This is a genomic window from Azospirillum himalayense, assembly GCF_042657465.1.
GTDB classification, from domain to species: Bacteria; Pseudomonadota; Alphaproteobacteria; order Azospirillales; family Azospirillaceae; genus Azospirillum; species Azospirillum himalayense.
The window spans coordinates 323,809-350,634 of sequence record NZ_JBHSLC010000021.1; the positions used below are offsets into that span (position 1 = coordinate 323,809).

A 26,826-nucleotide genomic window follows, 5' to 3' on the forward strand; every position below is an offset into this window, starting at 1 on the left:
GCGGAAGGCCAGAGGCAGGCAAAAAGCGCCTTTTGCCTGCCGTTCCGAGGGGCTCCGTCGTCACACCGCGCGGCTGTGCTTCCCGGCGCCGGTGGACAGGTAGGTGTCGAAGCGCGCGGCGACGATGCGCATCAGCGGGCGGGCGGGTTCCGGCACATGGACGCGGCGGCCCTCCACCACGGCGACCCCGTCGGCCACCAGATCGGCCATCGCCTCCAGGTCGTCGTCGAAGGTCCCGGCGGCCAGCCCGTGGGCCTCGGCCACCGCGCCGACGTCCACCGACAGGTCGCACATCAGCCGCACGATCAGGTCGCGGCGCAGCCGGTCGTCGGCGGTCAGCGTCAGCCCCTTGCCGGTCGGGAATTGTCCGGCCTCGACGGCCTGGGCGTACTGGTCGAAGGGAACGGCGTTCTGCACATAGCCCTGCGGCAGCGCCCCGATGGAGGAGGCGCCGAAGCCCAGAAGCACCTCCGCGTCGTCGGTCGTGTAGCCCTGGAAGTTGCGGCTGAGCCGTCCCTCGCTCTGCTGCACGGCCAGCTCGTCGTCGGGCCGGGCGAAATGGTCGAGGCCGATGGGCTGGAAGCCGGCGTCGGTCAGCACCCCGGCGATGGCCGCGAACTGCTCCCACCGGCCGAGCGTGCCGGCGAGCGCCGACTCGTCGATCTTCTTCTGGTGCGTCTTCATCCACGGCACATGGGCGTAGCCGAAGACCGACAGCCGGTCCGGCGTCATGGTCAGGGCGATCTCCGCGGACCGCGCGACGCTCTCCACCGACTGGCCGGGCAGGCCGTACATCAGGTCGAGGTTGATGTGGCGGATGCCGTTGGCGCGCAGCCACTCCAGCGCCTGCTCGGTCTGCTCCTGCGGCTGGATGCGGTTGATGGCGGCCTGCACCGCGGCGTCGAAGTCCTGCACGCCGAGCGAGGCGCGGTTGACCCCGGCGCGGCCCAGCGCCTCGGCCATCTCGCGGGTCAGGGTGCGCGGGTCGATCTCCACCGCGATCTCCGCGTCCGGCGTCACGTCGTAGCGCTCGCGCAGCAGGGCGATCAGCGATTCGAAGTCGTCCGGCGCCATCATGGTCGGGGTGCCGCCGCCGAAATGGATGTGACGCACCCGCAGCCGTCCGGAAATGCGATCGGCGACCATGCCGATCTCGCGACGCAGATGGCCGAGATACTCGGCGATGGGGGCGTAGCGGGCGACGATCTTGGTGTGGCAGCCGCAGTACCAGCACATCTTCGCGCAGAAGGGCACGTGCAGGTACAGCGACCCCGTGTGGGCCGCCGTGTCCAGCTCCGCCAGCCAGCCCGCGTAGCGCTCCGCCCCCACGGCGGCGGTGAAGTGCGGCGCCGTCGGGTAGCTGGTGTAGCGGGGCACCCGCAACCCGTCGTACTTGGCCAGCAGGGCGGCGTTCAGCGGGGCGGTCGGGGCGGCGGTGGCGCAGGCCACGGGGGAGATCGCGTTCATGGCGGGGAGGATCGTGCAGACCGCCTCCCGCCGCTTTGACACAAGTCAAGCGTTCGAACGCCCGCCCGTCAGCTTCGCCCGTCAGGCGGCTGCGGCCAGACGGTTCTCCAGATGCTCCAGCAGCAGGTTCAGATTGCGGCGGTTCGCCTTGAAGCCGATGTCGAAGAGGGCGCCGACCACCGGGACCGAGCCGCCGGCCCAATCCACGGCCATGTTGGCGACCATCCGGGCGATCAGGCTTTTCGGAAGATCGAAGCGGGCGGCTTCCATGATGATGTAGGCGGCCACCACGGTGGTCGCCGTGCTGCCGGCGACCGGGACCAGTGCGGCGATGCCGTCCAGCCCGACGGGGATGCGCGTGCCGGGAACGCGCCAGCGCGTGTCCATCAGCCGGGTCAGCCGGCGCAGCCGCTCCAGCCGTTCCAGGTCGATGTGGATGACCGGCGGCGCCGTGGCGACGCCCGAGAGGGTGGAGGCGGGCGCGGGGCGCGTGCGGATGTCGCTCATGGGGCTTCACCGGAGCAGGAGAGCCGCCGTGGGGAGCCGCCGGCGGAGGAAGCCGTGGGCGGAGCCGGTCGGGCGTGTCGGGTTGAGCAACCCGCGGCTGTCCCCCGCGGTTCCCGGCCTATCTCCATCGGGTGCCCGGCACCACGGACGCGCTCACGGCCCGGACGGGGCCGTCGTCATACGGATGATCGCGCGGACGCAGGGTCATCGTCCGAACGGAGAGGGGGGTTGACGACCGGATGCGGCGAATGGACGCGCAGTCCGGATTTGCGGAAGCCAAGCGATTGTTGTTTCGACGATTTTTCCGGAATCGCTGGGTTTTCAAACGGCCATATGCCGAAGGCATCTCTGGTCTGGGGCGTCCCAAAGCACAACAATGGTGCGCGCAGGTCGAGACTTTAGACCGAAAAGAACCGAACGGGCACCCGCTCCACAGGGTGATGGGCGGGGCACCAGTCATCGGAAAAAGCAGGGAGGATCGTCATGACCACACTCTATTGCGCCTGCTGCGGACAGCCGTTCCGCCGCAGTTCGCCGCGCGGCCCGGCGCCGCTCTACTGCTCGCGCGATTGCCGCCGCCAGATCGAGGTCCGCCGCCGCGTCTGGGCGTCGCTGCGGGCAGCGGAACGGACGGCCGCCGCGCCGCTGCCGCCGGTGGTTCCGGCCGGGGCGGGGGCTTTCCATAGGGTGGAAACAGTGTGGGAGCGCGCCTCCGCCTGATCAGGCGCCACATGGGGTCTGCGCGTTTTTTGGTCGGTTTGGTTGTGGCCCCCTCTAAAACAGCAGGGCTGCCATACCATATAGGAGGACGCTACATGATGAGCGTTCCCCCTGAACCGAGGGCTTTTCCGAACACGGCCATGACCCAGAACACGCGATCCCCCCGCACCGTTTCCCGCACTCCGGCCCGCGCCTTCGGCGCCGTCGCTCTGGCGCTGGCCGTGGCGCTGACCGCCGGTACCGCCGACGCCCGCGCCGGCAAGAGCAGTTCCGCGGGCAGCCGCGGCTCGCGCACTTACGAGGCGCCGGCCCAGACCAACACCGCGCCGCGCGCCGCCCCGATGGAGCGCTCGGCGGCCCCGGCCCAGACCCCGGGCGCCCAGCAGCCGGGCATGCAGCAGCCGGGCATGGCGTCCCCGGCGGCAGCGCAGCGCGGCGGCTTCTTCTCGCGCGGCGGCTTCATGCCGGCCCTGATGGGCGGCCTGATCGGCGCCGGCATCGCCGGCATGCTGTTCGGCGGCGGCTTCCTCGACGGGCTGGGCAGCTTCGCGGGCATCCTGGGCTTCATCCTCCAGATCCTGCTGGTCGTCTTCCTGGTCCGGCTGGCGATGCGCTTCTTCCGCAACCGTTCGGCGGGCGCGGCGCGGCCGGCGGGCATGGGCGCTTCCAACGCCGCCTATGCCGGCCCGAACCCGGGCGCCATGAACCGCGAGGCGGTGGACGCGCGCTCGAACCCGCTGGGTGGTGGCGCTCGCGGCAGCGCCGCGGCGGGGCCGGCTTCGTCCGGCCGTCCGGGCGTGCGCCGTGACGACCTGGGCATCGGCCCGGCCGACTACCAGGCGTTCGAGCAGACTCTGGTCGCGGTCCAGACCGCCTACGGCAACGAGGACCTGACGGCCCTGCGCAGCGCCGTGACGCCGGAGATGGCCTCCTACTTCACCGAGGAACTGGCGGCCAACCACAACCGCGGCGTGGTCAACCGTCTGTCCGACGTCCGCCTGCTCCAGGGCGACCTGGCCGAGGCGTGGCGCGAGGGCAACGTGGAATACGCCACCGTGGCGATGCGCTTCTCGCTGACCGACGTGACGGTGGACCGTGCGAGCAACCGCGTGGTCGAGGGCGACCCGAACCGTCCGGTCGAAGCCACGGAAATCTGGACCTTCACCCGTCCGCGCGGCGGCCGCTGGGTCCTGTCGGCGATCCAACAGGCCGGCTGATCCACTCTCCACTCCTCAACCGGTCTTGCGGGGGGGGCGTCCGAAAGGGCGCCCCCTTTCGCATTTCCGGACTCCCCTGGGCAGATGGGACATGATAGAACATATCAGGAACAAATACCTGCTCAGCGGAAGCGAGTCATGCCCGAACGTCCTGTGCCTGGGTCTTGGATCGAAGCGCCCCCGCCGGATCGGGCGGCCATTCTGGCCGATCTGCGCGCCCGCATCCGGGGCCTGGAAGGGCTGGGCGGAGAAGGGGCGCGGGTGCTGCCCTTCGGACTGCCGGATCTCGACGGGGCCTTTCCGGCGGGCGGGCTGCCGCTCGGCTGCCTGCACGAGCTGGCGGGGGAGGAGCCGGGGGCCGGGACGGCCTTCGCCGCGCATCTGCTGGCCCGCCTCGCCAGCGCGGCAGCGCCCGCGCTGTGGGTCGTGCGCGGGCGCGACCTGCACGCCGCCGGGCTGGCCGCCTATGGGCTGACGCCCGACCGGCTGATCGCCGTGCGCGCGACCCGCGACACTGACGCCCTGTGGGCGATGGAGGAGGCGCTGCGCTGCAAGCGGCTGTCCGCCGTGCTGGGGGAGGTCGGGGGGCTGGACCTGACGGCGAGCCGCCGGCTGCAGCTGGCTGCCGAGTCATCGGGTGTGACGGGATTCCTGTTGCAGAGCGCCGCCCGCCGCTCGGCGGCAAGCGCGGCGGTCACCCGTTGGCGGATCGCGCCGGCACCCAGTTGGACGGCGGAGCCGGGCGTCGGCGATCCGCGCTGGCGCGCCGAACTGGAGCGCTGCCGGGGCGGTCGTCCGGGGTCGTGGCTTCTGGACTGGCGTGACGGTGCCCTGGTCCCGGCGCAAGCATCGGAGCAGGCCGTTCCCGCGCCGGCATCCACGTCCACCCCGGTTCGGCGTCCGGCTCCGGCGGGCGGACACGGGCCGTCCTGGGCCGAGGTGGCGTGATGAGGACGGAAGGACGGGCGGTGATGTCGCTTACGCGACAGCCGTTCGAGATGTCGCTTACGCGACAGCCGCCCGTCGTCTTCCGATCAGTAGTTGGTGGTCCAGTCGGGCAGGGGATGCCCGGTTTCGTCATCCGGATCGGTGTGAAGCGGAAAGGGCGCGTCGTCCGCGTAGAGCGGCAGTTGCCGGGCGAATTCCGCCGATTCCTGAGCCCGGCGTTGTTCCAACAAGCGGGCGGCCAAATGAGCGGGCAGCATGGCAAGCCTCCTTCTGAGCGTCGGGAGAGCCTGGGGAGCGGTCCTGTCGACCGCCCTCGGCCCAACCCGTCCTGTGTGTCTGGACGCTATCATGCAAGGTCCAGGCCTCTAAGTGATGCAGATCACGCGTTATGCAAACTTTAATGCGCCCGGTTTCTTTTTCAGCCCCCGTTTCTTTTTTGAGGCCCGTTCCTTTTTTCGGATGGGAAGCTCATAGTCCCCGCCTCCCGCTTTTTCCGCCGATGTTCCTTCTTCCGAGACCGACCATGCACGCCGAACCCTGCCCCACCTGCCTAAAACCTATGCATTTGTGCGTTTGCGAGGCGGTGGAGCCGATCGACAACGCCGTCTTCCTGCTCATCCTCCAGCACCCGCAGGAAAAGCGCGAGACGCTGGGCACCGCGCAGATCGCCCATCTCCAGTTCAAGAACTCCGCGCTGAAGGTCGGGCTGAGCTGGTCGAACCTGAAGCGCATCCTGGGGCGCGAGGTCGACTACAAGCGCTGGGGCGTGCTCTATCTCGGCCCGGTCAAGCAGGGTGCGGCTCCTCTGCCGGAAGTGTCCGTGGTGGACAAGGGCGGCGTCCCGCAGAAGGACAGCGAACTGGTGCTGGGCGACCTGGAGGGCGTCATCGTCCTGGACGGCACCTGGAGCCAGGCCAAGACACTGTGGTGGCGCAACCCGTGGCTCCTGAAATGCCGCCGCATCGTGCTGAACCCGCAGTTCCGCTCCCTCTACGGGCAGGCCCGCAAGGAGCCGCGGCGCGACAGCGTCTCAACCCTGGAGGCGGCCGCCTTCCTGCTGTCGCGGCTGGAGGCCGAGCCGGCGCTCCTCGACCGCGCGCTGAAGCCCTTCGCGCTGCTGCTGAAGAAGCTGCGCGCGCCGCGCCCGCGCCCCGTTCTGCCGCCCCGCGCGGAGGCGGCGGAACCGGCGGCGGATCAGGCTCCGGATCAGGCCCCGAATCAAAACGAGGCGGAATAATCCGCGCCTCTTCCGGGATCGCCCTTTCCAGGTAAGCCCCCCTCGACCAGGGCGGCCGAGGCAACCAATGCGCTGTTGCGCTGTTGGGGATTGCATCGGCCGCTCGGGCCTCAACCAAGGGAGCGATCCATGAAGGGCGTTTTGCTGTGGCTTGTCGGTATTCCCATTCCGATCATTCTTCTGCTGTACCTGTTCAACGTCCTCTGATCGGGCCTCTGACCGGCTTGACGGCACGGACCGGCGGCGCCACATGCGAACCGCGCCGCCCTCCGCGCGCACGGCAAGAGACGAGGACCATGGCCCGCGATTTCGTTCCCTTCGGACTGACCGTCTGCGGCATCGAGGAGCTGAACGGCTTCTGCGAGGCCGGCGTGACTCACGTCCTGTCGATCCTCGACCCCGGCCATCCGGAGCCGACCGCCTTCGGCTCCTACGGCGAGCACAAGCGGCTTGAACTGCGCTTCCACGACATCATCGACCCCTACATGGGCCAGTCCCTGCCGCAGCGCGCGGACGTCGAGCGCATCCTGGCCTTCGGGCGCGACCTGATGACCGAGCCGACCGGGGTGGGTGGGCTGCTGGTCCATTGCCACGCCGGCATCTCGCGCTCGACCGCCGCCCTGACCATGATCCTGGCCCAGGCCAGTCCCGACCGCCCCGCCGCCGAGGCGATGGCCGCCGTGGTCGGCATCCGCCACAAGGCGTGGCCCAACCTGCGCATGATCGAGTTCGCCGACGAGATCCTGGAGCGCCGGGGCGAGCTGGTCGCCGCCGTCCGCGCCCGTCACCGGAGCTACGGCCGGGAGCGTCCCGATCTGGTCCAGTTCATGATCGACAACGGCCGGGTGCGCGAGGTCGCGGACCTGATCGACTGACCGTTCCTTTCCAACCGCTTCTCAGCGGAAGTTCCGCCCCTCCGGGAAGACCGCGGCGGCGGAGCGGTTGGGCAGCGCGTCGGGGTCGGTCAGGTCGCGCAGCCGGTGCGTCAGGTCGGTCAGCCGCTCGACGCGCAGGTGGATGACCTCGCCGCCTTCCAGGTTGGGCTTGCCGCTGCGCTCCACCCGGCCGGTGGCGGCGATCAGGCGGGCGCCGATGATCGTCTTCCGGAAGCGCTCGAACACGTCCGGCATGATGACGAGGTTGGCGATGCCGGTCTCGTCCTCCAGCGTGATGAAGACCACGCCCTCGGCGCTGCCCGGCCGCTGCCGGACCAGCGCCAGCCCCGCCACGGTCAGCCGCGTGCCGGCCCGCACCTTGCCCAGCCGTTCGGTCGGGACCACCCCGGCGAAGCCATCGCGCAGCAGCGCCATGGGATGCGCCTTCAGCGACAGGCACAGGCTGCCGTAGTCCATCACCACATGCTCGCCCAGCGCCATGGCGGGCAGGAGCGCCTGCGGCTCCTCCTGGGCGGAGTCGGCGAGGCCGGCGAACAGCGGCAGCGGCTGCGCCCCCAGCGCCTTCACCGCCCACAGCGCGGCGCGCCGGTCCAGCCCGACGGAGCGGAAGGCGTCGGCCTTGGCCAGCCGCTCCAGCCCGGCGACCGGCATGCGCGCGCGGCGCCACAGGTCGTAGGGATCGCGGTAGCCCGCCCCGCGGCACAGCACGAGTTGATGCGCGTCCTCCTCGTCCATCCCCCGGACCAGCCGCAGGCCGAGCCGCAGGGCATGCCTTATTCCCTCTCCCGCCCCGGGAGAGGGTGGCCGCGCAGCGGCCGGGTGAGGGTGCATCCAAGGATTGGCGCGCTGATTCTCGGCGTTACCCTCACCCTCCCGCCTTTGGCGGGTCCCTCCCTCTCCCGGGGCGGGAGAGGGTGACAGGGATTCCAGCGTGCAGTCCCAGCCGGAGGCGTTCACGTCCGGGGGCAGCACGGTCACCCCGTGCTCGCGGGCGTCGCGGACGATCTGGGCGGGGGCGTAGAAGCCCATGGGCTGGCTGTTCAGCAGGGCCGCGGCGAAGACGTCCGGGTGATGGCACTTCATCCAGGCCGACACATAGGCCAGCAGGGCGAAGCTCGCCGCGTGGCTCTCGGGGAAGCCGTACTCGCCGAACCCCTCGATCTGCTGGAAGCAGCGCTCGGCGAAGGCGCGGTCGTAGCCTTTGCCGACCATGCCCTCGATGAACCGGTCGCGGAAAAGCTGGACCTCTCCGGTCTTGCGGAAGGTCGCCATGGCGCGGCGCAGCCGGTCGGCGTCCTCCGCGCTGAAGCCGGCGCCGACGATGGCGATCTGCATCGCCTGTTCCTGAAACAGCGGCACGCCCAGCGTCCTGTCCAGCACCGCCTTCAGGTCGGGGGATGGGTAGGTCACGACCTCCTCGCCGCTGCGGCGGCGCAGGTAGGGATGGACCATGTCGCCCTGGATCGGACCGGGCCGCACGATGGCGACCTGGATCACCAGATCGTAAAACCTCTTGGGCCGCAGGCGGGGCAGCATGGACATCTGCGCCCGGCTTTCCACCTGGAAGACGCCCAGGCTGTCGGCCCGGCACAGCATGTCGTAGGTCGCCGGGTCCCCCTGCGGCACCGTCGCCAGCGTCAGGTCGCTGTCATAATGCTGCTTCAATAGATTGAAGCCGCGGTGCAGGCAGGTCAGCATCCCCAGCGCCAGCACGTCCACCTTCAGGATGCCCAGCGCGTCGATGTCGTCCTTGTCCCACTCGATGGTCGTGCGGTCCTTCATGGCGGCGTTGGCGATGGGGCACAGGTCGCTCAATGGGCCGCGGGTGATGACGAAGCCGCCGACATGCTGCGACAGGTGGCGGGGGAAGCCGATCAGCTCCTGCGCCAGTTCCAGCGTCTGGCGCAGCCGCGGGTCGTCGGGGTCGAAGCCGTATTGCCGGGCGCGCTCCCCGTCCACGCCGTGGCGGCTCCAGCCCCATACGGAGGAGGACAGCCGCGCCACCAGATCGGCGGACAGTCCCATGGCCTTGCCGACCTCGCGGATGGCGCCGCGGGCGCGGTAGCGGATGACGGTGGCGGTCAACCCGGCCCGCTCGCGCCCGTATTTCCGATAGATGTACTGGATGACCTCTTCGCGCCGCTCATGCTCGAAATCCACGTCGATGTCCGGCGGCTCGTTGCGGGCCGAGGAGATGAAGCGTTCGAACAGCAATCTGGTGGTGGCGGGATCGACCGAGGTGATGCCCAGGCAATAGCAGACCGCCGAATTGGCCGCCGAGCCGCGCCCTTGGCAGAGGATGCCCTCCGAGCGGGCGTAGCGCACGATGTCGTGCACCGTCAGGAAATAGGGCGCGTAGCCCAGTTGCCCGATCAGCGCCAATTCGCGGTGCAGGGTCTGCGCCACCGTCTCCGGCACGCCGTCCGGGTAGCGGCGGGCGGCGCCGGCCCAGGTCAGATCGGTCAGCGTCTCCTGCGGGCTGCGCCCGTCCCCCGCCACCTCGTCCGGGTATTCGTAGCGCAGCTCCTCCAGCGAGAAGCGGCAGGCGGCGGCGATCTCCACCGTGCGGGCGACCGCGTCGGGGTGGCGGTGGAACAGGCGGGCCATCTCCACCCCGGCCTTCAGGTGCCGCTCGGCGTTGGCGGACAGGCGCCAGCCCGCCTCGTCGATGGTCGTGCCGTTGCGGATGCAGGTCATCACGTCGGCCAGCGGGCGGCGGGCGGGGGTGTGGTAGAGCACGTCGTTGGTCGCCACCAGCGGCACCCGCTCCGCCTCCGCCAGCCCGGCCAGCCAGGACAGCCGCCGCTGGTCGTCGCCGCGGTAGCGGTGGCTGGCGGCGAGGTGCAGGCGGTCCCCCAGATCGTTGCGCCAGCCGCGCAGCGCGTGGACGAAGGCGGGGTCGCGCTGGTCCGGCGGCACCAGCAGGAACAGCATCCCCTCCGCATGGTCCAGCACGTCGGCGCGGCCGATGAAGCAGGCCCCCTTGGGCGCCCGCCGCTTGCCCAGCGTCAGCAGCCGCGACAGCCGCGCGTAGGCCGCCCGGTCGGTGGGGTAGGCGAGCAGGCTGTCCGCGTCGGTCAGGTCCAGCCGGCAACCGACGATCAGACGGAGGCCGTGCTTGCTGGCGGCGGCGTGCGCCTGCACCACCCCGGCCAGCGAGTTGCGGTCGGTCACCGCGACGGCGGCGTGGCCGAGGCCGGCGGCGGTCAGCGCCAGCTCGTCCGGGTGGGATGCGCCCTCCAGGAAGGTGAAGCTGGTGGAGACCTGGAGTTCGGCGTAGGGGGTCATGGCGGCCTCATCACCCGAAGAAGCCGTGCAGGAACCACAGCGCCGCCACGCCGGGCCGGTACAGCCCCTGCCGATAGACCCAGAAGCGGCGGCCGGCCTCGTCCTCGACGCGGTAATAGTCGCGGGGCTCGCCGTCGCGCCGCCACCATTCGGCCTCGATCCGCTCCGGCCCGTCGGCACGGCGGATGCGGTGCCGGGCGCCGCGCCAGAGGAACATCACCGGCGGGTCGTCGGGAACCAGGGCCATGGCCTCGATGGGCTCCGGCGGGGCGAGCAGCCGCACCGGGCGCGGGCGGTCGGCGGGCCACATCGCACCGCCGGGGGCGTCCGCGAAGGCCGAGGCGGGGGCCACGCTGCGCTCCGGCAGCCAGCTTTGCCGCGGGACCAGCCGCAGCACCGCCCGCTCCCCCAGCCGGTTGCCCAGCCGGTCCATCAGCTCTCCCAGCTCCGGCTGCCCGTCCGCACGGCCGTCCGTTGTGCCATCCAGCGCGGCCTGTGCGGCGGCGAGCGGGCCGGCCTCGGTGGCCGACAGCACCATCAGCTCCAGGCCGGGGCCGGGCTCCACGCGGTCGAGCTTCTGGGCGAACAGCCGCATCAGCGCGTCCGGGCGGCGCACCGGGTGGCCGGTGCCGATGGCCAGCGTCTGGGGCGTGTCCTCCAGCCGGCGGTCCACCCGGTGCAGTTCCAGCCGCAGCCGGCGGGCGCCCTCGCCGGTGTTCTCCAGCCCGGCGCAGAGGGCGGCCAGCAGGCGGCGCAGCGCCTCGGCGATGGGCTCGGCGGTGGTGATCGGCTCGGGCAGGGCGAGGCGGACGCTGTGCGGCGGCACCGGCAGGCGGGGGGAGAGCGGCTCGTCCAGCCGTCCGTAGGCCTGGTCGAGCCGTTGCAGCAGTTCCGGCCCGAAGCGGGCGGCCAGGGTGGCGCGGGGGAGGGCGTGCAGGTCCCCGATCCGCCGCAGACCCACCGCGGCCAATCCCTGCACCGTGACGGCGGGCAGGCGCAGCGCGGCGACGGGGAGGGGGGAGAGGAGGGAGGCGGCGAAACCCTTGCCCCCACCCCGACCCTCCCCCGCTGCGCAGGGGAGGGAGCTATCTGTCCCTCCCCTGCGCAGCGGGGGAGGGAGGGACCCGCGAAGCGGGAGGGTGGGGGCACCCCCGCCGAACCGCGCCAGCGCCCAGGCCGCCGCGGGCGTGTCCGCCACCGCCAGCCGCGACTCGAAGCCCGCCGCATTCAGCCGGGCGGACAGGTCGGCGGTCATGGCTTCTTCCCCGCCGAACAGGTGGGCGCAGCCGGTGATGTCCAGCGCCACGCCGTCCGGACCGTCCGGGGTGGTCCAGGGAGTGTAGCGCGTGCACCAGCCGGCGATCCGCTCCAGCAGGCGGGCGTCCGACTCGGGATCGGCGTCGAAGACGGCCAGGGCGGGTTCGATGGCGCGGGCGTCGGCCAGACTCATGCCGGGATGCACCCCGGCCTCCGCCGCGGCGCGGTTGACGGCGGCCACGCCCAGCCGCCCGCGCTCGGCCAGGATGGCGGCCAGGGGATGGTCGCGCCGCTCCGGATGGCGGCGGCTGTGGGCGTCGGTGGCCAGCCGCGGCAGCCACAGGGACAGGATGCGCCGCGCCGTCTGTTCCGCCCGCCCTTTCCCCATGCCACCCTCCCTGCTCCGCTCGCTTCGTCAATCGTTTCGGATCGAACAAAACAAGAACATTCTAGCGGCAAAAGCCGGCGGTTGGGAGTCCCCTTACGGCCTCACCAAGAAGGGGGAGGTCGCCGGGAGGGTCTTGTCCCGTCTCCACGGGACACGACATGGTTGGTATGACACCGATCCGTCCCACCGCCGTGTTCCTGCCCGTCGCCGTCGCGCTCGCCGCCCTTGCCCTGGGGGCCTGTGCTACGGAGGTGCACGACGAGATGCCGGGACGGGCCCAGGCGGCACCGCCGGTGCCCGCGCAGAGCGGCGGGCTGAAGACGCTGCGCCAGATCCAGGCGGAGGAAAACGCCCGCCCAACTCCCGCACCGCGGCCAGAGCCTGCACCCGCTCCGCCGCAGAAGCTCTCCGACGCCTCGCAGGCGCCCGGCCAGCCTTCCAACCAGCCGTCGGTGCGCCGCCGCGGCAGCTCGTCCCCGCCGCCGCCGCCCATCGACCAGCCGGCCACGCCCGCCCTGCCGGCGCCGGGCTCCACCCAGGGGCTGACCGACCGCGCCAAGCGCGACCTGATGAGCCCGGAGGTCGACCGGCTGCGCACCGACGACGCCATGGGCCGGCTCGACCCGCTGCAGCAGCGCGACCTGCTCCGCAAGCAGCAGGACCTCCGCCAGTACGGCCCCGGCCCCCTGGGCTATTGATCTCCCGGTTCTCGAAGCCCGCCACCCTGGTCACTTGACCCCACCCCGCGCAGCGGCCATACCGGCCCGGTGCTGCGCAGAGACGTTGGGGAAAAGGGGTAGGGGATGGTGGCGATCCGGTCGGTTCTTCTGGCGCTCGCATTGATCGGCGCCGGTGCCGCGCCCGCGCTGGCGCGGATGACGGTGACCGGGCCGTTCGGCACCGGCCTGACCGAACCGGTGTGGGTGCTGCAGCATCTGCTCGGCTTCCTCGCCATCGGGCTGTGGAGCGGGCAGAACGGCGGCCCTTCCGTCTGGCAGCTTCCGGTGGCGGCGCTGACCGCGGTGCTGGCCGCCGGGCTGGCCGCGCAGATCGGCATCCGCCTGCCCTACGCCGCGGAGGGGCTGTCGGCGTCGCTGATCCTGATGGGCGGGCTGGTCGCCGCCGGGCTGAAGGTGCCGCTGGCGCTGGGGGTGCTGACGGTCGCCGCGGCGGGGGCCTTCCACGGCTATGTGCACATGGGCGGGCCGCTGTTCTGGGCGGGGCTGTCGTCCGGCGTGCTGCTGGTCATCGGCGCCGGGCTGGGCCTGTCGGTGGCGGTGGGGCAGGCGGCGTCGGGCCGGGTCGTGCAAATGTGTGGCGGCGCGGTAGCACTCGCCGGGGTTCTTGATCTGGCGGGCGTCTTTTAAGCCCCCGACGCCTTGAAAAAGCCGGGCTGCGGGTATTCTTGTAAGAGCGTGTCCAACACACGCCGCCGATGGCCCATGCCGCCGGGACGGCTGGCCAGCAGGAAAGGTGGACCCGCCGGTGCCGCGCGCAGGAGCCAACCCCCGCCTTTCCGCCGCCCGCCTTTCCCCCCAGGGCCTTCCCAGCCGCCGCCATGTGCTGGCCGGTATCGCGGGGGGCGCTCTCCTGGGCCTGCTGCCGCGGGGTGCCGTGGCGCAGGACATCCGCTATTTCCGGATCGGCACGGGCACCACGTCGGGCACCTATTTCCCGATCGGCGGGCTGATCGCCAACGCCATCTCCAACCCGCCCGGCTCGCGCCCCTGCGACCGCGGGGGGAGCTGCGGCGTGCCGGGGCTGATCGCGGTGGCGCAGGCCACGCTCGGCTCCGTGGAGAACATCGAGCTGCTGCGCTCCGGCGCGGTCGAGGCCGGGATGTCCCAGGCCGACATCGCCTATTGGGCCTACACCGGCTCCGGCATCTTCCACGGCAAGGCGCCCTTCGAGGGGCTGCGCTCCATCGGGATGCTCTACGCGGAGGCGATCCAGCTCGTCGTGCGCGCCGACAGCGACCTGCACGGCGTGGCCGACCTGAAGGGCAAGGCCGTCTCGCTGGGGGAGGAGGGCTCCGGCGTGCTGGTGGAGGCGCGGGCGATCCTCGACGCCTTCGGCGTGAAGGAGGCGGAACTGCGGCCCCCGGCCTACCTGAAGCCCGGCACCGCGGCGGACCGGCTGGCCAAGAAGGAGCTGGACGCCTTCTTCATGGTCGGCGGCTTTCCGGTGGCGGCGGTCACCGACGTGGCGAACCGCGAGCCGATCCGCCTGATCCCGCTCGACGGCGAGATGGCCGACCGGCTGCGCATCCGCCAGCGCTTCTATATGGACCAGACCATCCCCGCCGACACCTACCCCGGCGTGCCGGAGATCCACACGCTGGGGGTGGGGGCGGAACTGCTGGTCCGCGCCGACCGCGACCCCGCCCTGATCCACGGCGTCACCAAGGCGCTGTGGCACGAGAACACCCGACGTTTGCTGATCGAGGGCCACCCCAAGGGGCGCAGCTTCGACGCCACCAAGGCGGTCGCCAACGTCTCCGTTCCGCTGCATCCGGGCGCCGAGCGCTACTACCGCGAGGTCGGGCTGATCGGCAACGCCGCCAACGAGCCGACGGGCGGAGCGACGCCCTGATGTCGTCCTATTGCTGCGGGTCGCGTTCGTCCGCGTAGAGGTCCCAGGGCTCCGCCTTGGCGGCGGCCACCCATTCCGCCATGGCCGGCAGCTCCATCACCGCCCGCGCATAATCGCCGCAAGTCCCGTCCATCTCGACTCCGTAGGTGAGGAGGCGCGTCACCACCGGCGCGTACATGGCGTCGGCGATCGAGAAATCGCCGAACAGGAAGGGGCCGCCCGCCCCGAAGCGGGACCGCGCGTCGCGCCACAGGGTGAAGACGCGGACGATGTCGGCCTCGCTCTCGGCGTTGCGGCCCACGCCGGGGCGGAAGGCCTTGAGGTCCATGGACATGTGGGTGCGCAGGGCGACGAAGCCGGAATGCATCTCCGCCGAGACCGACCGCGCCACCGCGCGGGCGTGGGCGTCCGCCGGCCAGAGGGCAGCCTCGGGGAAGGACTCCGCCAGATACTCGCAGATCGCCAGCGAATCCCAGATCACCCGGTCGCCGTGCCGCAGGCAGGGCACCCGGCCGGAGGGCGAATGCTCCGCGATGCGGGCCGCGGTGTCGGGCTGGCGCAGCGGGATGACGATCTCCCGGAAGGGCCGGCCGGTCCGCTTCAACGCCAGCCAGGGCCGCAGGGACCAGGAGGAGAAGGCCTTGTTGCCGATGACCAGCGTCAGGTCGTCCATGGGTGCGCCTCGGTTGCGAAGGGAGGGGGGCGGAGCATGCCTGCCCCGCGCCGATCCGGCAAGCCGGCCCGCAATCCCCCTTTTCAGGGGCGCCCCGGCGCGCCATGCTTTCCTTCATTGTTTCCGTTTCCTGACGAAGGACGCCCGCCTTGCTCGCCACTCTGCTCGCCACGGCCGGTCCCGGCACCGTGACCATCACCCCGCTGAACAAGGCCGGCCTCACCACGTGGCTGGAAGGCCAGCCGCCCGCCACCGCGGCCTGGGTGAAGGCCGTGAACTTCACGGCGGAGGCCGGTTCCATTGCCTTTTTGCCGGGGGCGTTCCTGCCGGGGGAGGGCGGAGCGGTCGCCCGCGTGCTGGCCGGCGTGTCGGCGCTGGACGACCTGTGGGGCCTCGCCGGTCTTCCCAGCGGCTTGCCGCCGGGGAACTATCAGCTGGACGAGGCGGTGGACGCCGCGCTCGACCGCCGCGCCGCCACCCGTCTGGCGCTGGGCTGGGCGCTTGGCAGCTACCGCTTCGGGCGCTACAAGGCGTCGGAGAAGACCTTCGCCAACCTCGTTTGGCCCAAGCACGCCGACCAGGGCGAGGTGCAGCGCACCGCCACCGCGACCTATTTGCTGCGCGACCTCGTCAACACGCCGGCCAACGACCTCGGCCCGGCGGAGCTGGCCGCCGCCGCCGCCGCGCTGGCGTCGGAGTTCGAGGCGGGGCTGGACGTCATCGTCGGCGACGGTCTGCTCGACCGCGACTATCCGGCGATCCACGCGGTGGGCCGGGCCAGCCCGCGCGCGCCGCGGCTGATCGACCTGCGCTGGGGCAACCCGACGCACCCGAAGGTGACCATCGTCGGCAAGGGTGTCTGCTTCGACAGCGGCGGCCTGGACATCAAGCCGTCGTCGGGCATGCTGCTGATGAAGAAGGACATGGGCGGCGCCGCGCACGCGCTGGCGCTGGGCCGCATGGTGATGATGGCGGGGCTGCCGGTGCGGCTGCGGGTTCTGATCCCGGCGGTGGAGAACGTGATCTCCGGCAACGCCTTCAAGCCGATGGACGTGCTGAAGACGCGCAAGGGCCTGAGCGTGGAGGTCGGCAACACCGACGCCGAGGGCCGGCTGATCCTGTGCGACGCGCTGGCCGAGGCGGATTCCGAGAAGCCCGCCCTGCTGATCGACTTCGCCACCCTGACCGGGGCCGCCCGCGTCGCGTTGGGGCCGGACCTGCCGGCGCTGTTCGCCAACGACGACGGCCTCGCCGACGACCTGCTGGCCGCCGGCGAGGAGCAGAGCGACCCGCTGTGGCGCCTGCCGCTGTGGGCACCCTACCGCAAGGGGCTGGACAGCAAGGTGGCCGACCTCAACAACGTGACCAGCAACGGCATGGCGGGGGCGATCACCGCCGGGCTGTTCCTCCAGGAGTTCGTGTCGAAGGACACGCCCTGGGCGCATCTCGACACCTTCGCCTGGAACAGCGGTGCTCGCCCCGGACGCCCGGAAGGCGGCGAGGCGCTGGGCCTGCGCGCGGCCTATGCCGTCATTGCCAAGCGGTTCGGGTGACAGACCGCTCCAACAACCGGCATATGGTTAAAATTGTCACCCCCGCGGGCGTCGCGGGGGTGGCGTGCCGATTCGGAAAGGACTAAAACCTTTGGGTAGGACCGGTGGACTCGGGTGCCGGCCGGGTTTTTGGAGGCGGATACATGGCGCTGAAGGTTCGTGAGGATTATCGCACCCTCACCGGTCCGGAGAAGGCGGCCATCCTGATGCTGGCGCTGGGCGAGGAGCATTCGTCCAAGCTGTTCGCGATGATGGACGACGAGGAGATCAAGGAGCTGTCGCAGGTGATGGCGAACCTGGGCACCGTCTCCGCCAACCTGATCGAGCGCCTGTTCGTCGAATTCGCAGAGCAGATGTCGGCCACCGGCTCGCTGGTCGGCTCCTTCGACTCCACCGAACGCCTGCTGCTGAAGACGCTGCCCAAGGACAAGGTCGACTCCATCATGGAGGAGATCCGCGGTCCCGCCGGCCGCACCATGTGGGACAAGCTGGCCAACGTCAACGAATCGGTCCTGTCCAACTACCTGAAGAACGAATACCCGCAGACCGTGGCGGTGGTGCTGTCGAAGATCCGCCCGGAACACGCCGGCCGGGTGCTGACCCAGTTGCCGGAGAGCTTCGCGATGGAGGTCATCATGCGCATGCTGCGCATGGAGGCCGTGCAGAAGGAGGTTCTGGACGACGTGGAGCGTACGCTGCGCACCGAGTTCATGACCAACCTCGCCCGCACCAGCCGCCGCGACAGCCACGAGATGCTGGCGGAAATCTTCAACGGCCTGGACCGCACGACCGAGCACCGCTTCATGGCCGCCCTGGAGGAACGCAACCGCGACAGCGCCGAGCGCATCAAGTCGCTGATGTTCACCTTCGAGGACCTGTCCAAGCTCGACCCCTCCGGCGTCCAGGCCCTGCTGCGCAGCGTCGACAAGCAGAAGCTCGCCACCGCCCTGAAGGGCGCGTCGGAGACGCTGAAGGACCTGTTCTTCTCCAACATGTCCGAACGCGCGGCGAAGATCCTGCGCGAGGACATGGCCGCCATGGGCCCTGTCCGCGTCCGCGAGGTGGACGAATCCCAGATGTACATGGTCCAGCTCGCCAAGGACTTGGCGGCCCGCGGCGAAATCGTCATCTCCGAAGGCAGCGGCGAGAACGAGCTGATTTACTGAGCGGGCTCCCGACGAGGAGCCCCCGCGATACACTCCTCCACCTGCGACACCCTGACCGATCGACAGGAATCTCCATGGCCCTTGAAAGCCATACTGGAGCCGCATACCCTTTCTCCAGCATTCACCCCAGCGGGGCGCACCGATGTCCGAACCGGTATCCGTGACCATTCGCGTGGATGGAAAGACAGCCGAAGCGCTCGACCGACTTGCGCGGGCGACGGCGCACGATCCGGCTTGGCATGTCGAGCGCGCGGTCGAGAGTTACCTTGCCGACCAGTGTGAGGCGTTCGAGGACATCCGCCGGGCTGTCGCCGATGCCGATGAGGGTGACTTCGCCAGTGACGACGAGGTCGAAAACGCGTTTGCCTCTTTCGGCCAGCCTTTGAGGGCGCAGTGAAGGTCCGCTATCTGCGCGGTGCCCTTCGAAACATCGACGACATTTCCCGTTACGTCCGCGAGCACAATCCCGCCGCCGCAGTGCGCATCGCGCAGCGTATCCGTCAGTCTGTGGCGCTGATCGCCGAGCGGCCCAACATTGGCAAGCCGGGCATTTTTCCAGGCACGCGGGAACTGAAGCTGTCCGATCTTCCTTATCGGATCGTCTATCGGGTGACGGTGTCCAATGACATGGATGCCCAACTGGAGATCCTGCGGGTGCATCACATCCGCCGCCAGCCGCCTCCGCCCGACTGGGCGTGAGCCTCCCGCGACACCCTGACCGATCGATCCGGTTGCGAAACGCTTGCCTGTCCGGGCCGGGTTGGGGGACACTCCTTCGCCGCGCGTTCCAAATGCGGGGGCCTTTGGGGCAAGGGACGTGGCACGGGGGGAAAACATGGCACGGAACCTGAAAGCGCTCGGCCTGTGGCGGACGGCGTTGATCGCCAGCGTCCGGCAGGATGGGCCGGACCTGTCGGCGCGGCAGATGGCCATCATGCTCCAGGTCTATCTGACCGATCCGCCGCACACCGTGCGCGGTCTGGCGGCGGCGCTGAACATCTCCAAGCCCGCGGTGACCCGCGCGCTCGACCGGCTGTCGCTGCTCGGCTTCATCAAGCGCAAGCGCGACGTCGAGGACAAGCGCAGCGTGCTCGTCCAGCGCACCGTGAAGGGCAGCGTCTTCCTGTCCGACTTCGCCGAGCTGGTCGTCGCGGCGGGCGCCGTGGCGCCGGAGGACATGGCGGTCATCCGCGCCGAGGAGGAGGTGGCCGCCTCCGCCAAGGCGCGGCTGGAAGCGCAGTTGAGCACCTCCGGCCCTGTGGCGGTGCCCGCCTGACCGCCGCTGCCGCTCAATAGCCCTGGCTGCGGTCCACGAGGTTCGGCAGCGGACGGCCTTCCCGGAAGGCGGTGATCGCCTCGGCCACCACCGCGGCGGAGCGCGACGGGTGAGTGACGGCGGCGACGTGCGGCGTCACATGCACCTTCGGGTGGGTCCAGAAGGGATGGCCGGCGGGCAGCGGCTCCTCCGCGAACACGTCCAGGCTGGCCCCGGCGATGTGCCCACTCTCCAGCGCCTCCAGCAGATCCTCCTCCACCAGATGGCCGCCGCGCGCGGCGTTGACGACCACCGCCCCCTTGGGCAGGGCGGCAAACAGCTTGCGGTTCAGCAGGCCGCGCGTCTCCGCCGTCAGCGGCAGCAGGCAGACCAGCATGTTGCACTGCCCGAGCATCGCCGCCAGCCCGTCGGGGCCGGAGAAGCTCTCCACCCCCGGCAGCGTCTTCGGCGTGCGGCTCCAGCCCAGCACACGGTAGTCCATGCTCAGCAGAGTCTTCGCCGAGGCCATGCCCAGCTCGCCCATGCCCAAAATGCCGACCTTCACCTCCGACGCCGGGCAGGGGTCCAGCGGCTCCCACCGCCCGGCCTGCTGGAGCGCCTTGTACTCGTCGAGGAGCCGGTGCCAGCGCAGCACCTGCAGCGCCACATAACCGGCCATGTCCACCGTCAGCCCCTCCGACACCATGCGGACCAGCGGCACCTCGGGCAGGGTCGGGTCGAGCAGCAGCGATTCCACCCCGGCGCCCAGCGACACGATCAGCTTCAGGTTCGGCAGGGTGGCGAGCAGCCCGTGCGGCGGCTTCCACACCAGCGCCATCTCGATGTCTGCCGGGTCCCCCATCTCGGGCCACACCCGCACCTCCAGCCCCGGCAGGCGGGCGTCCAGCTCGCTCAGCCAGCGGTCGGAGCGGTCGGTGGTGGAGCAGAAAAGCAGCGTCACGGTGCAAACCCCTGTAGTGTTGTCGTTGTTCGTCTCAAACCCGTTCGAGCCAACCGTGCCCCGTCTGATCCTGCTGAACAAGCCCTATGGCGTGCTGCCCCAGTTTACCGATGAGCAGGGGCGCCCGACGCTGGCCGACCATGTGCCGGTGAAGGGGGTCTACGCCGCCGGGCGGCTGGACCGCGACAGCGAGGGGCTGCTGGCGCTGAGCGACGACGGCGCGCTGATCGCCCGCATCGCGTCGCCGAAGCACAAGCTGCCCAAGACCTACTGGGTGCAGGTGGAGGGCGTCCCGAGCGAGGAGGCGTTGCAGCGCCTGCGCGACGGGGTGACGCTCAACGACGGGCCGACCCTGCCCGCCGAGGCCCGCCGGATGGAGGAGCCGGACGGCCTGTGGCCGCGCGACCCGCCCGTGCGCTTCCGCGCCGCCATCCCGACGGGCTGGATCGCCCTGACCCTGCGGGAAGGGCGGAACCGGCAGGTGCGCCGCATGACCGCCGCGGTCGGCTTCCCGACCCTGCGGCTGATCCGCTGGTCCATCGGCGATTGGACGCTGGACGGTCTGGCGCCCGGCCAATGGCGCGAGGTGGTGGTGCCGGGACGGGAATCCCCGAAGGCGCCCTTGGTCCGGGCCAAGGCCCCGCCCGGCACCAAGGAGAAGCGTCCTCGCGGCCAAGGCAATCGCATTTGACCCTTATAACCCTCTCCCCTCTGGGGAGAGGGTGGCCCGTAGGGCCGGTGAGGGGGATGGGCATGGCGGTGCGTCCGGCACAAGCGCAACCCCCTCACCCTAACCCTCTCCCCAGAGGGGAGAGGGGACATTGAATGCGATTGCGCTACATCCGCACGGCGTCGGACTTGACGGCTTCCAGGTTCAGCGCGGCGGCGAGCAGGGCGCGGGTGTACTCCTCCCGCGGCTCCTCGAAAATGCGGCGGGTGGGTCCCTGCTCCACCACCTTGCCGTCCTTCATGACGATGACGTGGCTGCTGAGCGCCCGCACCACCCGCAGGTCGTGGCTGATGAACAGGTAGGCGAGGTTGTTGCGCGCCTGGATGTCGCGCAGCAGATCGACGATCTGCGCCTGCACCGACATGTCGAGCGCGCTGGTCGGCTCATCCAGAACGACGAACTTCGGTTTCAGCACAAGGGCGCGGGCGATGGCGATGCGCTGGCGCTGGCCGCCGGAGAACTCGTGCGGGTAGCGGTGGCGGCTGGACGGGTCGAGCCCCACCTCCTCCAGCGCCTTTGCCACCATGGCGTCGCGTTCAGCGCCGGAGCCGATGCCGTGGATGGTCAGCCCCTCGCCGATGATCTGGCCGACCGACAGGCGGGGCGACAGGCTGCCGTAGGGGTCCTGGAAGACCACCTGCATTTCCCGCCGCAACCCGCGCAGCTTCTTCGCCTGCCAGCCCTGGATGTCCTTGCCGTCGAAGCGGATCGCCCCCTCGCTGGCGTGCAGGCGCAGCAGGGCGAGGCCCAACGTCGTCTTGCCGGAGCCGGACTCGCCGACCACCCCGACCGTGTGCCCCTGCCGCACATTGACCGACACGCCGTCCACGGCGCGGACGTGGTCGACGGTGCGGCGCAGCAGGCCTTTCTTGATGGGGAACCAGACCTTCAGGTTGTCGGCGGCCATGACCTCCGGCGCGTCGGCGGGCGGGGTCAGCGGGTCGCCCTTCGGCTCCGCGGCCAGGAGCTTGCGGGTGTAGGCGTGCTGCGGGCGGGCGAAGATGTCGGCGACGTCGGCCTGCTCGACGATCTCACCCTGGTTCATCACGCAGACCCGGTCGGCCATCTTGCGCACCACGCCCAGGTCGTGGGTGATGAGCAGCAGCGCCATGCCGAAGCGGCGCTGGAGGTCCTTCAGCAGCTCCAGGATCTGCGCCTGGATGGTCACGTCCAGCGCGGTGGTCGGTTCGTCGGCGATCAGCAGGTCGGGCTCGTTGGCGAGCGCCATGGCGATCATCACGCGCTGGCGCTGGCCGCCCGACAGCTCGTGCGGGTAGGCGTTCAGCCGCTTTTCCGGGTTGGGCAGCCCGACCAGCCGCAGCAGCTCCAGCGTGCGCTTGCGCGCGGCGGCGCGCGACAGGCCCTTGTGCAGGAACAGCGTCTCGTTGATCTGCCGCTCGATGCTGTGGAGCGGGTTCAGCGAGGTCATCGGCTCCTGGAAGATCATGGCGATGCGGTCGCCGCGCACGTCGCGCAGCACCTTCTCCTCCGCCCCCACCAGCTCGGTCCCGCGGAAGCGGATGGAGCCCTGCGGGTGGCGCGCCATGGGGTAGGGCAGCAATTGCAGGATCGACAGGGCGGTGACCGACTTGCCCGAACCGGACTCGCCGACCAGCGCCAGGGTCTCCCCCTTGGCGATGTCGAAGGACACGCCCTTCACCGCGTGCATCGCCCCGCCGCCCGAGCGGAACTCGACATGGAGGTTGCGGACCTGGAGAAGTTCGTCGGTCCCATTGGTCGTCATGTCGGTCATGGGCGGTTCCGCCTTCTTGGGCTGGTGGTCGTGGGGCGCATCATTCCGCGGCCTTCTGCGCCACCGCGCCCGCCTCGTTGGCGGTTCCGGTGGCGGTGGAGAGCTGGCCGATGGTCTTGCGCGGGTCGAAGGCGTCGCGCACCGCCTCGCCGATGAAGATCAGCAGGCTCAGCATGATCGCCAGCACGAAGAAGGCGGTCAGGCCCAGCCAGGGCGCCTGGAGGTTCGCCTTGCCCTGGGCCAGCAGCTCGCCCAGCGAGGGGGAGCCGGGGGGCAGGCCGAAGCCCAGGAAGTCGAGCGCCGTCAGGGTGGTGATGGAGCCGTTCAGGATGAAGGGCAGGAAGGTCAGCGTCGCCACCATGGCGTTGGGCAGCACATGGCGCACCATGATCGTCGCGTCGGTGGCGCCCAGCGCGCGGGCCGCGCGCACATAGTCGAAGTTGCGCGCCCGCAGGAACTCCGCCCGCACCACATGGACCAGCGAGGTCCAGGAGAACAGCAGCAGCAGCCCGAGCAGCCACCAGAAGTTCGGCGTCACCACGCTGGACAGGATGATGAGCAGGAACAGCGTGGGCAGTCCCTGCCAGATCTCGATGAAGCGCTGGAACAGCAGGTCGGTGATGCCGCCGAAGTAGCCCTGGACCGCCCCGGCCATGATGCCGACGACCGAGGAGAAGGCGGTCAACACCAGCCCGAACAGCACCGAGATGCGGAAGCCGTAGATCAGCCGCGCCACCACGTCGCGCCCCTGGTCGTCGGTGCCCAGCCAGTTGTCGGCGGACGGCGGGGCCGGGGCGGGGACCGGCAGGTTGTAGTTGATGGTGCGGTAGCCGTAGGGGATCGGCGGCCAGACGATCCAGCCCTTATCCTCGATCAACTGGCGCACGTAGGGGTCGCGGTAATCGGTCTCTGTCTCGAACTCGCCGCCGAAGGTGGTTTCCGGATAGGCGGTGAAGACAGGCCAATAGAGCGCGTTATCGTATTTGATCAGCAGCGGGCGGTCGTTGGCGATGAACTCCGCGCCCAGCGACAGGGTGAACAGCACGAGGAAGATCCAGAAGGACCAGAAGCCCCGCCGGTTCGCCCGGAAATTCGCCAGCCGCCGCCGGGTGAGCGGCGTGACGCGCAGGCCGAGGAAGCGGGGCTGGTTTGCGGCGCTCGCCATCACACCCTCCGCGCTTCGAAGTCGATGCGGGGATCGACGGCCACGTAGGTCACGTCGCCGACCAGGTTCATGATGAGCCCCAGCAGCGTGAAGAAGTAGAGCGTGCCGAACATCACCGGATAGTCGCGGTTGATCGCCGCCTCGAAGCCCAGCAGCCCCAGCCCGTCCAGCGAGAAGATCACCTCGATCAGCAACGCACCGGTGAACAGGATGCCGATGAAGGCGCCGGGGAAGCCGGCGATGACGATCAGCATGGCGTTGCGGAAGATGTGGCCGTAGAGCACCCGCCGCTCCGCCAGCCCCTTGGCGCGGGCGGTGACGACATACTGCTTGTTGATCTCCTCCAGGAAGGAGTTCTTGGTCAGCATGGTCAGCCCGGCGAAGCCGCCGATCACCATGGACAGCACCGGCAGCACCATATGCCACATGTAGTCCAGGATCTGCTGCCACCAGGGCAGGCTCGCCCAATTGTCGGAGACCAAGCCTCTCAGCGGGAACAGGTCGAAATACCGCCCGCCGGCGAAGACGACGATCAGCAGCACGGCGAACAGGAAGCTGGGGATGGCGTAGCCGACGATGACCACGCCGGAGGTCCAAACGTCGAAGGGCTGGCCGTCGCGCACCGCCTTGGCGATGCCCAGCGGGATCGACACCAGATAGACGATCAGCGTCGTCCAGATGCCCAGCGAGATCGACACCGGCATCTTCTCGATCACCAGATCGACGACGCTGCGGTCGCGGAAGTAGCTCTTGCCGAAGTCGAACATCAGGTAGTTCGACATCATGTGGATGAAGCGCTCGTGCAGCGGCTTGTCGAAGCCGAACTCCTTCTCAAGCTGCTTGATGAACTCCGGGTCCAGCCCCTGGGCGCCGCGGTAGCGGCTGCCGGTGTCGCCGCCCTGGGCCTGCTGCGCCGCCGGACCGCCGGTCTCGCCGCCGCCGGTGCCGCCGATGCGGGCGGTCGCCTCCACCGCGGTGCCCTGGACGCGGGCGATCATCTGCTCGATGGGACCGCCGGGGGCGATCTGCACGATCAGGAAGTTGATGACCATGATCCCGAACAGCGTCGGGATGATCAGCAGCAGACGGCGGATGATGTAGGCCAGCATCGCGCGGGTTCGCCTTTCTGTTTGCCGTCTCAGGGCGCCGCGCGGCGGGCCGTGTTGGCGAGCTTCGCGTTCTTGTCGGGATCGACCCACCAGGTGTCGGTGAAGGCCAAGCCGTATTTGGGCGCAACCGCCGGATGGGAGAAACGGTTCCAATAGGCGACGCGCCGCACGTCGTCGTGCCATTGCGGGATGACGTACCAGCCCCACAGCAGCACGCGGTCGAGCGCGCGGGTCGCCGTGATCAGGCTCTCGCGGTCGGGGGCCTGAATGACCTTGTCGATCAGCGCGTCGACCACCGGATCCTTGATGCCGGCCAGATTGCGGCTGCCCGGCTGGTCGGCGCGGGCGGACTGCCAATAGTCGCGCTGCTCGTTGCCGGGCGAGGTCGATTGCAGGATGCGCTGGATGACCATGTCGAAGTCGTAGCGGTCGATCCGGTTCTGGTACTGGGCGGTGTCCACCACGCGGATGGCCGCCTCGATCCCGGCGCGCTCCAGGTTGCGGACGAAGGGCTGGACGATGCGGTCCATGTCCGGCTGCACCAGCAGGATCTCGAAACGCATCGGCTCGCCGGTCTTCGCGTCGAGCAGCTTGTTGCCCTTCAGCTCCCACCCGGCCTCCTTGAGCAAGGACAGCGCCGTGCGCAGGTTCGGGCGGATGTTGCCGGACCCGTCGGTCTGTGGCGGCGCGAAGGGCTTGGTGAAGACCTCCTCCGGCACCTTGCCGCGGAACGGCTCCAGCAGTTTCAGCTCCTCCGGCGAGGGCAGGCCGGCGGAGGCCAGTTCGGAGTTGGAGAAGAAGCTCTTGGTGCGCTGGAACAGCCCGTAGGACAGGTTGGCCCGCGTCCATTCGTAATCGAACAGATAATTCAGCGCCTCGCGCACCTTGCGGTCGGCGAAGGCCGGGCGGCGGCTGTTGAAGACGAAGGCCTGCATGCCCTGCGGGTCCTGGTGCTTGATCTCCTCGCGGACGATGTGGCCGTCGCGCACCGCGGGCACGTCGTAGCCGGTCACCCAGTTCTTCGACGAATGCTCCACCCGGAAATCGATGGCCCCGGCCTTGAAGGCTTCGAACACCACGTCGAGGTCGCGGTAATAGTCGAAGCGGATGCGGTCGAAATTGTAGCGCCCGCGGTTGACCGGCAGGTCCTTGGCCCACCAGTCCGTCACCCGTTCGAAGACGAGGGAGCGGCCGGGCTGCACCTCGACGATCCGGTAGGGGCCGCTGCCGACGATGGGGTCCAGCGTGGTGCTGGCGAAGTCGCGCACCCCGGAGCCGTTTCCTTCGAACACATGCTTCGGCAGCACCGGCAGCTGGCCCATGATGACCGGAAGCTCGGGGTTGCCGCCATCGCGGAAGGTGAAGGTGACCGCGCGCTCGCCGGTCTTCTCCGCCTTCACCACGTCGGCGTAATAGGTGCGGTAGAGCGGGTGGCCCTTGTCGCGCAGCGTCTCGAAGCTCCACACCACGTCCTCGGCGGTGACCGGAGCGCCGTCGTGGAAGCGCGCCTGTGGGCGCAGCGTGAAGCGGACCCAGCTCCGGTCCTCGGCGACGGTGATGGTCTCGGCGAGCAGCCCGTAGCGGGTCAGCACCTCGTCCCCGCTCTCCACCGTCAGCGTGTCGAAGGGCAGGCTGGCCCCGGCGGCGGTCGACCCGCGCAGGATGAAGGGGTTCAGGCTGTCGAAGCTGCCGTAGGTCGCCAGCTTGATCTCGCCGCCCTTGGGGGCGTCGGGGTTGACGTAGTCGAAATGCTGGAAGTCCGGCCCGTATTTGGGCGTCCCATGGGCCGTGACGGCGTGCCCCGCGGTGTTCGAGGCGGTTTCCGGGTTGGTCTGCGCGCGGGCCGTGGCGAAGGGTTCCGCCAGATACAGGCACATGACCGCGGCCAGGATCGCTTTACCGGTCTTCCTCATGCCCCTCTCGGTCCTTATTGTTTCCGGTAAG

At 70.0% G+C, this 26,826-nt stretch carries 25 protein-coding genes; 14 read left to right on the forward strand and 11 right to left on the reverse strand.

Translation table 11 applies throughout. From position 1 onward, the window contains the following. Positions 1 to 60: 60 nt before the first annotated feature. Both hemN and ACFPMG_RS13450 read right to left on the reverse strand, forming a co-directional pair. Positions 61 to 1,467 (reverse strand): oxygen-independent coproporphyrinogen III oxidase, encoded by a 1,407-nt coding sequence (gene hemN, locus ACFPMG_RS13445; protein WP_376995610.1) that lies wholly within the window; start codon positions 1,465 to 1,467, stop codon positions 61 to 63. Between the two features lie 81 nt (positions 1,468 to 1,548). Next, a complete protein-coding gene (locus ACFPMG_RS13450; protein ID WP_376995611.1) occupies positions 1,549 to 1,974 on the reverse strand; it encodes a DUF4112 domain-containing protein in 426 nt (141 codons plus the stop codon). A 483-nt stretch (positions 1,975 to 2,457) separates the two neighbouring features. Here ACFPMG_RS13450 and ACFPMG_RS13455 point away from each other — a divergent pair, with 483 nt between their 5' ends. The 3 genes from ACFPMG_RS13455 to ACFPMG_RS13465 all read left to right on the forward strand — a co-directional run bounded on the left by ACFPMG_RS13455 (position 2,458) and on the right by ACFPMG_RS13465 (position 4,859). Continuing rightward, positions 2,458 to 2,694 carry a hypothetical protein gene (locus ACFPMG_RS13455; RefSeq protein ID WP_376995612.1) on the forward strand — a complete coding sequence of 79 codons (237 nt, stop codon included), beginning with the start codon at positions 2,458 to 2,460 and terminating at the stop codon, positions 2,692 to 2,694. A gap of 140 nt (positions 2,695 to 2,834) precedes the next feature. Next, on the forward strand, positions 2,835 to 3,911 hold the full coding sequence (locus ACFPMG_RS13460; RefSeq protein ID WP_376995613.1) for a TIM44-like domain-containing protein: 1,077 nt from the start codon (positions 2,835 to 2,837) through the stop codon (positions 3,909 to 3,911). Between the two features lie 138 nt (positions 3,912 to 4,049). After that, entirely contained in the window at positions 4,050 to 4,859 is an 810-nt protein-coding gene (locus ACFPMG_RS13465) for an ImuA family protein (protein ID WP_376995614.1), read from the forward strand. An 86-nt stretch (positions 4,860 to 4,945) separates the two neighbouring features. Here ACFPMG_RS13465 and ACFPMG_RS13470 read toward each other — a convergent pair whose 3' ends face one another. Beyond that, entirely contained in the window at positions 4,946 to 5,116 is a 171-nt protein-coding gene (locus ACFPMG_RS13470) for a hypothetical protein (protein ID WP_376995615.1), read from the reverse strand. Positions 5,117 to 5,382: 266 nt separating this feature from the next. On the opposite strand from ACFPMG_RS13470, the gene ACFPMG_RS13475 reads away from it, so the two are divergent. Both ACFPMG_RS13475 and ACFPMG_RS13480 read left to right on the forward strand, forming a co-directional pair. Beyond that, positions 5,383 to 6,096: a tRNA-uridine aminocarboxypropyltransferase gene (locus tag ACFPMG_RS13475; protein WP_376995616.1), complete on the forward strand. Its 714-nt coding sequence runs from the start codon at positions 5,383 to 5,385 to the stop codon at positions 6,094 to 6,096. A gap of 296 nt (positions 6,097 to 6,392) precedes the next feature. Next, positions 6,393 to 6,971, forward strand: coding sequence for a tyrosine phosphatase family protein (locus ACFPMG_RS13480; RefSeq protein WP_014239380.1), 579 nt, complete (start codon positions 6,393 to 6,395; stop codon positions 6,969 to 6,971). A gap of 21 nt (positions 6,972 to 6,992) precedes the next feature. Here the strand turns inward: ACFPMG_RS13480 and ACFPMG_RS13485 are convergent, their stop codons facing one another. Together ACFPMG_RS13485 and ACFPMG_RS13490 are read right to left on the reverse strand one after the other, a co-directional pair. Next, complete coding sequence (locus tag ACFPMG_RS13485) at positions 6,993 to 10,280, reverse strand: error-prone DNA polymerase (protein WP_376995617.1); 3,288 nt, start codon at positions 10,278 to 10,280, stop codon at positions 6,993 to 6,995. Between the two features lie 10 nt (positions 10,281 to 10,290). Continuing rightward, positions 10,291 to 11,925: a Y-family DNA polymerase gene (locus ACFPMG_RS13490; RefSeq protein WP_376995618.1), complete on the reverse strand. Its 1,635-nt coding sequence runs from the start codon at positions 11,923 to 11,925 to the stop codon at positions 10,291 to 10,293. A 167-nt stretch (positions 11,926 to 12,092) separates the two neighbouring features. On the opposite strand from ACFPMG_RS13490, the gene ACFPMG_RS13495 reads away from it, so the two are divergent. The 3 genes from ACFPMG_RS13495 (at position 12,093) to ACFPMG_RS13505 (ending at position 14,517) form a co-directional block, all read left to right on the forward strand. Beyond that, positions 12,093 to 12,623, forward strand: coding sequence for a hypothetical protein (locus ACFPMG_RS13495; protein ID WP_376995619.1), 531 nt, complete (start codon positions 12,093 to 12,095; stop codon positions 12,621 to 12,623). Between the two features lie 105 nt (positions 12,624 to 12,728). After that, positions 12,729 to 13,292, forward strand: coding sequence for a HupE/UreJ family protein (locus ACFPMG_RS13500; RefSeq protein WP_376995620.1), 564 nt, complete (start codon positions 12,729 to 12,731; stop codon positions 13,290 to 13,292). A 118-nt stretch (positions 13,293 to 13,410) separates the two neighbouring features. Next, the gene (locus tag ACFPMG_RS13505; RefSeq protein WP_376995621.1) at positions 13,411 to 14,517 is read left to right on the forward strand and encodes a TAXI family TRAP transporter solute-binding subunit; all 1,107 of its coding nucleotides are present in this window, start codon (positions 13,411 to 13,413) and stop codon (positions 14,515 to 14,517) included. 7 nt (positions 14,518 to 14,524) lie between these two features. Here ACFPMG_RS13505 and ACFPMG_RS13510 read toward each other — a convergent pair whose 3' ends face one another. Further along, on the reverse strand, positions 14,525 to 15,190 hold the full coding sequence (locus ACFPMG_RS13510; RefSeq protein WP_376995622.1) for a glutathione S-transferase family protein: 666 nt from the start codon (positions 15,188 to 15,190) through the stop codon (positions 14,525 to 14,527). 149 nt (positions 15,191 to 15,339) lie between these two features. Between ACFPMG_RS13510 and ACFPMG_RS13515 the strand changes: the two genes are divergently transcribed. The 5 genes from ACFPMG_RS13515 to ACFPMG_RS13535 all read left to right on the forward strand — a co-directional run bounded on the left by ACFPMG_RS13515 (position 15,340) and on the right by ACFPMG_RS13535 (position 19,185). Next, positions 15,340 to 16,743 carry a leucyl aminopeptidase family protein gene (locus ACFPMG_RS13515; protein ID WP_376995624.1) on the forward strand — a complete coding sequence of 468 codons (1,404 nt, stop codon included), beginning with the start codon at positions 15,340 to 15,342 and terminating at the stop codon, positions 16,741 to 16,743. Positions 16,744 to 16,886: 143 nt separating this feature from the next. Then, a complete protein-coding gene (gene fliG / locus ACFPMG_RS13520) occupies positions 16,887 to 17,909 on the forward strand; it encodes a flagellar motor switch protein FliG (RefSeq protein ID WP_014239388.1) in 1,023 nt (340 codons plus the stop codon). A gap of 142 nt (positions 17,910 to 18,051) precedes the next feature. Next, on the forward strand, positions 18,052 to 18,306 hold the full coding sequence (locus ACFPMG_RS13525) for a CopG family ribbon-helix-helix protein (RefSeq protein WP_038526152.1): 255 nt from the start codon (positions 18,052 to 18,054) through the stop codon (positions 18,304 to 18,306). Then, entirely contained in the window at positions 18,303 to 18,608 is a 306-nt protein-coding gene (locus ACFPMG_RS13530) for a type II toxin-antitoxin system RelE/ParE family toxin (RefSeq protein ID WP_188259013.1), read from the forward strand. Before ACFPMG_RS13525 ends, ACFPMG_RS13530 begins: the two co-directional genes overlap by 4 nt. Positions 18,609 to 18,744: 136 nt before the next feature. Next, entirely contained in the window at positions 18,745 to 19,185 is a 441-nt protein-coding gene (locus ACFPMG_RS13535) for a MarR family transcriptional regulator (RefSeq protein WP_035670909.1), read from the forward strand. Between the two features lie 13 nt (positions 19,186 to 19,198). On the opposite strand, the gene ACFPMG_RS13540 is transcribed toward ACFPMG_RS13535, so the two are convergent. Beyond that, entirely contained in the window at positions 19,199 to 20,125 is a 927-nt protein-coding gene (locus ACFPMG_RS13540) for a 2-hydroxyacid dehydrogenase (RefSeq protein WP_376995626.1), read from the reverse strand. 55 nt (positions 20,126 to 20,180) lie between these two features. Between ACFPMG_RS13540 and ACFPMG_RS13545 the strand changes: the two genes are divergently transcribed. Beyond that, positions 20,181 to 20,816, forward strand: coding sequence for a pseudouridine synthase (locus ACFPMG_RS13545; protein WP_376995627.1), 636 nt, complete (start codon positions 20,181 to 20,183; stop codon positions 20,814 to 20,816). Between the two features lie 145 nt (positions 20,817 to 20,961). Here the strand turns inward: ACFPMG_RS13545 and ACFPMG_RS13550 are convergent, their stop codons facing one another. From ACFPMG_RS13550 to ACFPMG_RS13565, 4 genes are read right to left on the reverse strand one after another with little or no spacing between them, the layout of a single operon-like run. Continuing rightward, the gene (locus ACFPMG_RS13550; protein WP_376995719.1) at positions 20,962 to 22,599 is read right to left on the reverse strand and encodes an ABC transporter ATP-binding protein; all 1,638 of its coding nucleotides are present in this window, start codon (positions 22,597 to 22,599) and stop codon (positions 20,962 to 20,964) included. A gap of 49 nt (positions 22,600 to 22,648) precedes the next feature. Beyond that, complete coding sequence (locus ACFPMG_RS13555; RefSeq protein ID WP_376995629.1) at positions 22,649 to 23,773, reverse strand: ABC transporter permease; 1,125 nt, start codon at positions 23,771 to 23,773, stop codon at positions 22,649 to 22,651. Continuing rightward, positions 23,773 to 24,882 carry a microcin C ABC transporter permease YejB gene (locus ACFPMG_RS13560; protein ID WP_038526163.1) on the reverse strand — a complete coding sequence of 370 codons (1,110 nt, stop codon included), beginning with the start codon at positions 24,880 to 24,882 and terminating at the stop codon, positions 23,773 to 23,775. Before ACFPMG_RS13560 ends, ACFPMG_RS13555 begins: the two co-directional genes overlap by 1 nt. Before the next feature lie 29 nt (positions 24,883 to 24,911). Continuing rightward, complete coding sequence (locus ACFPMG_RS13565; protein ID WP_376995630.1) at positions 24,912 to 26,795, reverse strand: extracellular solute-binding protein; 1,884 nt, start codon at positions 26,793 to 26,795, stop codon at positions 24,912 to 24,914. Between the last annotated feature and the right edge of the window lie 31 nt (positions 26,796 to 26,826).

Coding starts and splice junctions, on each gene's coding strand:
- ACFPMG_RS13480 (WP_014239380.1), top strand. CDS start 6,393: ATGGCCCGCGATTTCGTTCCCTTCGGACTGACCGTCTGCGGCATCGAG.
- ACFPMG_RS13470 (WP_376995615.1), bottom strand. CDS start 5,116: ATGCTGCCCGCTCATTTGGCCGCCCGCTTGTTGGAACAACGCCGGGCT.
- fliG (WP_014239388.1), top strand. CDS start 16,887: ATGGCGCTGAAGGTTCGTGAGGATTATCGCACCCTCACCGGTCCGGAG.
- ACFPMG_RS13535 (WP_035670909.1), top strand. CDS start 18,745: ATGGCACGGAACCTGAAAGCGCTCGGCCTGTGGCGGACGGCGTTGATC.
- hemN (WP_376995610.1), bottom strand. CDS start 1,467: ATGAACGCGATCTCCCCCGTGGCCTGCGCCACCGCCGCCCCGACCGCC.
- ACFPMG_RS13490 (WP_376995618.1), bottom strand. CDS start 11,925: ATGGGGAAAGGGCGGGCGGAACAGACGGCGCGGCGCATCCTGTCCCTG.
- ACFPMG_RS13525 (WP_038526152.1), top strand. CDS start 18,052: ATGTCCGAACCGGTATCCGTGACCATTCGCGTGGATGGAAAGACAGCC.
- ACFPMG_RS13485 (WP_376995617.1), bottom strand. CDS start 10,280: ATGACCCCCTACGCCGAACTCCAGGTCTCCACCAGCTTCACCTTCCTG.
- ACFPMG_RS13500 (WP_376995620.1), top strand. CDS start 12,729: ATGGTGGCGATCCGGTCGGTTCTTCTGGCGCTCGCATTGATCGGCGCC.
- ACFPMG_RS13555 (WP_376995629.1), bottom strand. CDS start 23,773: ATGGCGAGCGCCGCAAACCAGCCCCGCTTCCTCGGCCTGCGCGTCACG.
- ACFPMG_RS13460 (WP_376995613.1), top strand. CDS start 2,835: ATGACCCAGAACACGCGATCCCCCCGCACCGTTTCCCGCACTCCGGCC.
- ACFPMG_RS13465 (WP_376995614.1), top strand. CDS start 4,050: ATGCCCGAACGTCCTGTGCCTGGGTCTTGGATCGAAGCGCCCCCGCCG.
- ACFPMG_RS13560 (WP_038526163.1), bottom strand. CDS start 24,882: ATGCTGGCCTACATCATCCGCCGTCTGCTGCTGATCATCCCGACGCTG.
- ACFPMG_RS13510 (WP_376995622.1), bottom strand. CDS start 15,190: ATGGACGACCTGACGCTGGTCATCGGCAACAAGGCCTTCTCCTCCTGG.
- ACFPMG_RS13475 (WP_376995616.1), top strand. CDS start 5,383: ATGCACGCCGAACCCTGCCCCACCTGCCTAAAACCTATGCATTTGTGC.
- ACFPMG_RS13450 (WP_376995611.1), bottom strand. CDS start 1,974: ATGAGCGACATCCGCACGCGCCCCGCGCCCGCCTCCACCCTCTCGGGC.
- ACFPMG_RS13495 (WP_376995619.1), top strand. CDS start 12,093: ATGACACCGATCCGTCCCACCGCCGTGTTCCTGCCCGTCGCCGTCGCG.
- ACFPMG_RS13565 (WP_376995630.1), bottom strand. CDS start 26,795: ATGAGGAAGACCGGTAAAGCGATCCTGGCCGCGGTCATGTGCCTGTAT.
- ACFPMG_RS13550 (WP_376995719.1), bottom strand. CDS start 22,599: ATGACGACCAATGGGACCGACGAACTTCTCCAGGTCCGCAACCTCCAT.
- ACFPMG_RS13455 (WP_376995612.1), top strand. CDS start 2,458: ATGACCACACTCTATTGCGCCTGCTGCGGACAGCCGTTCCGCCGCAGT.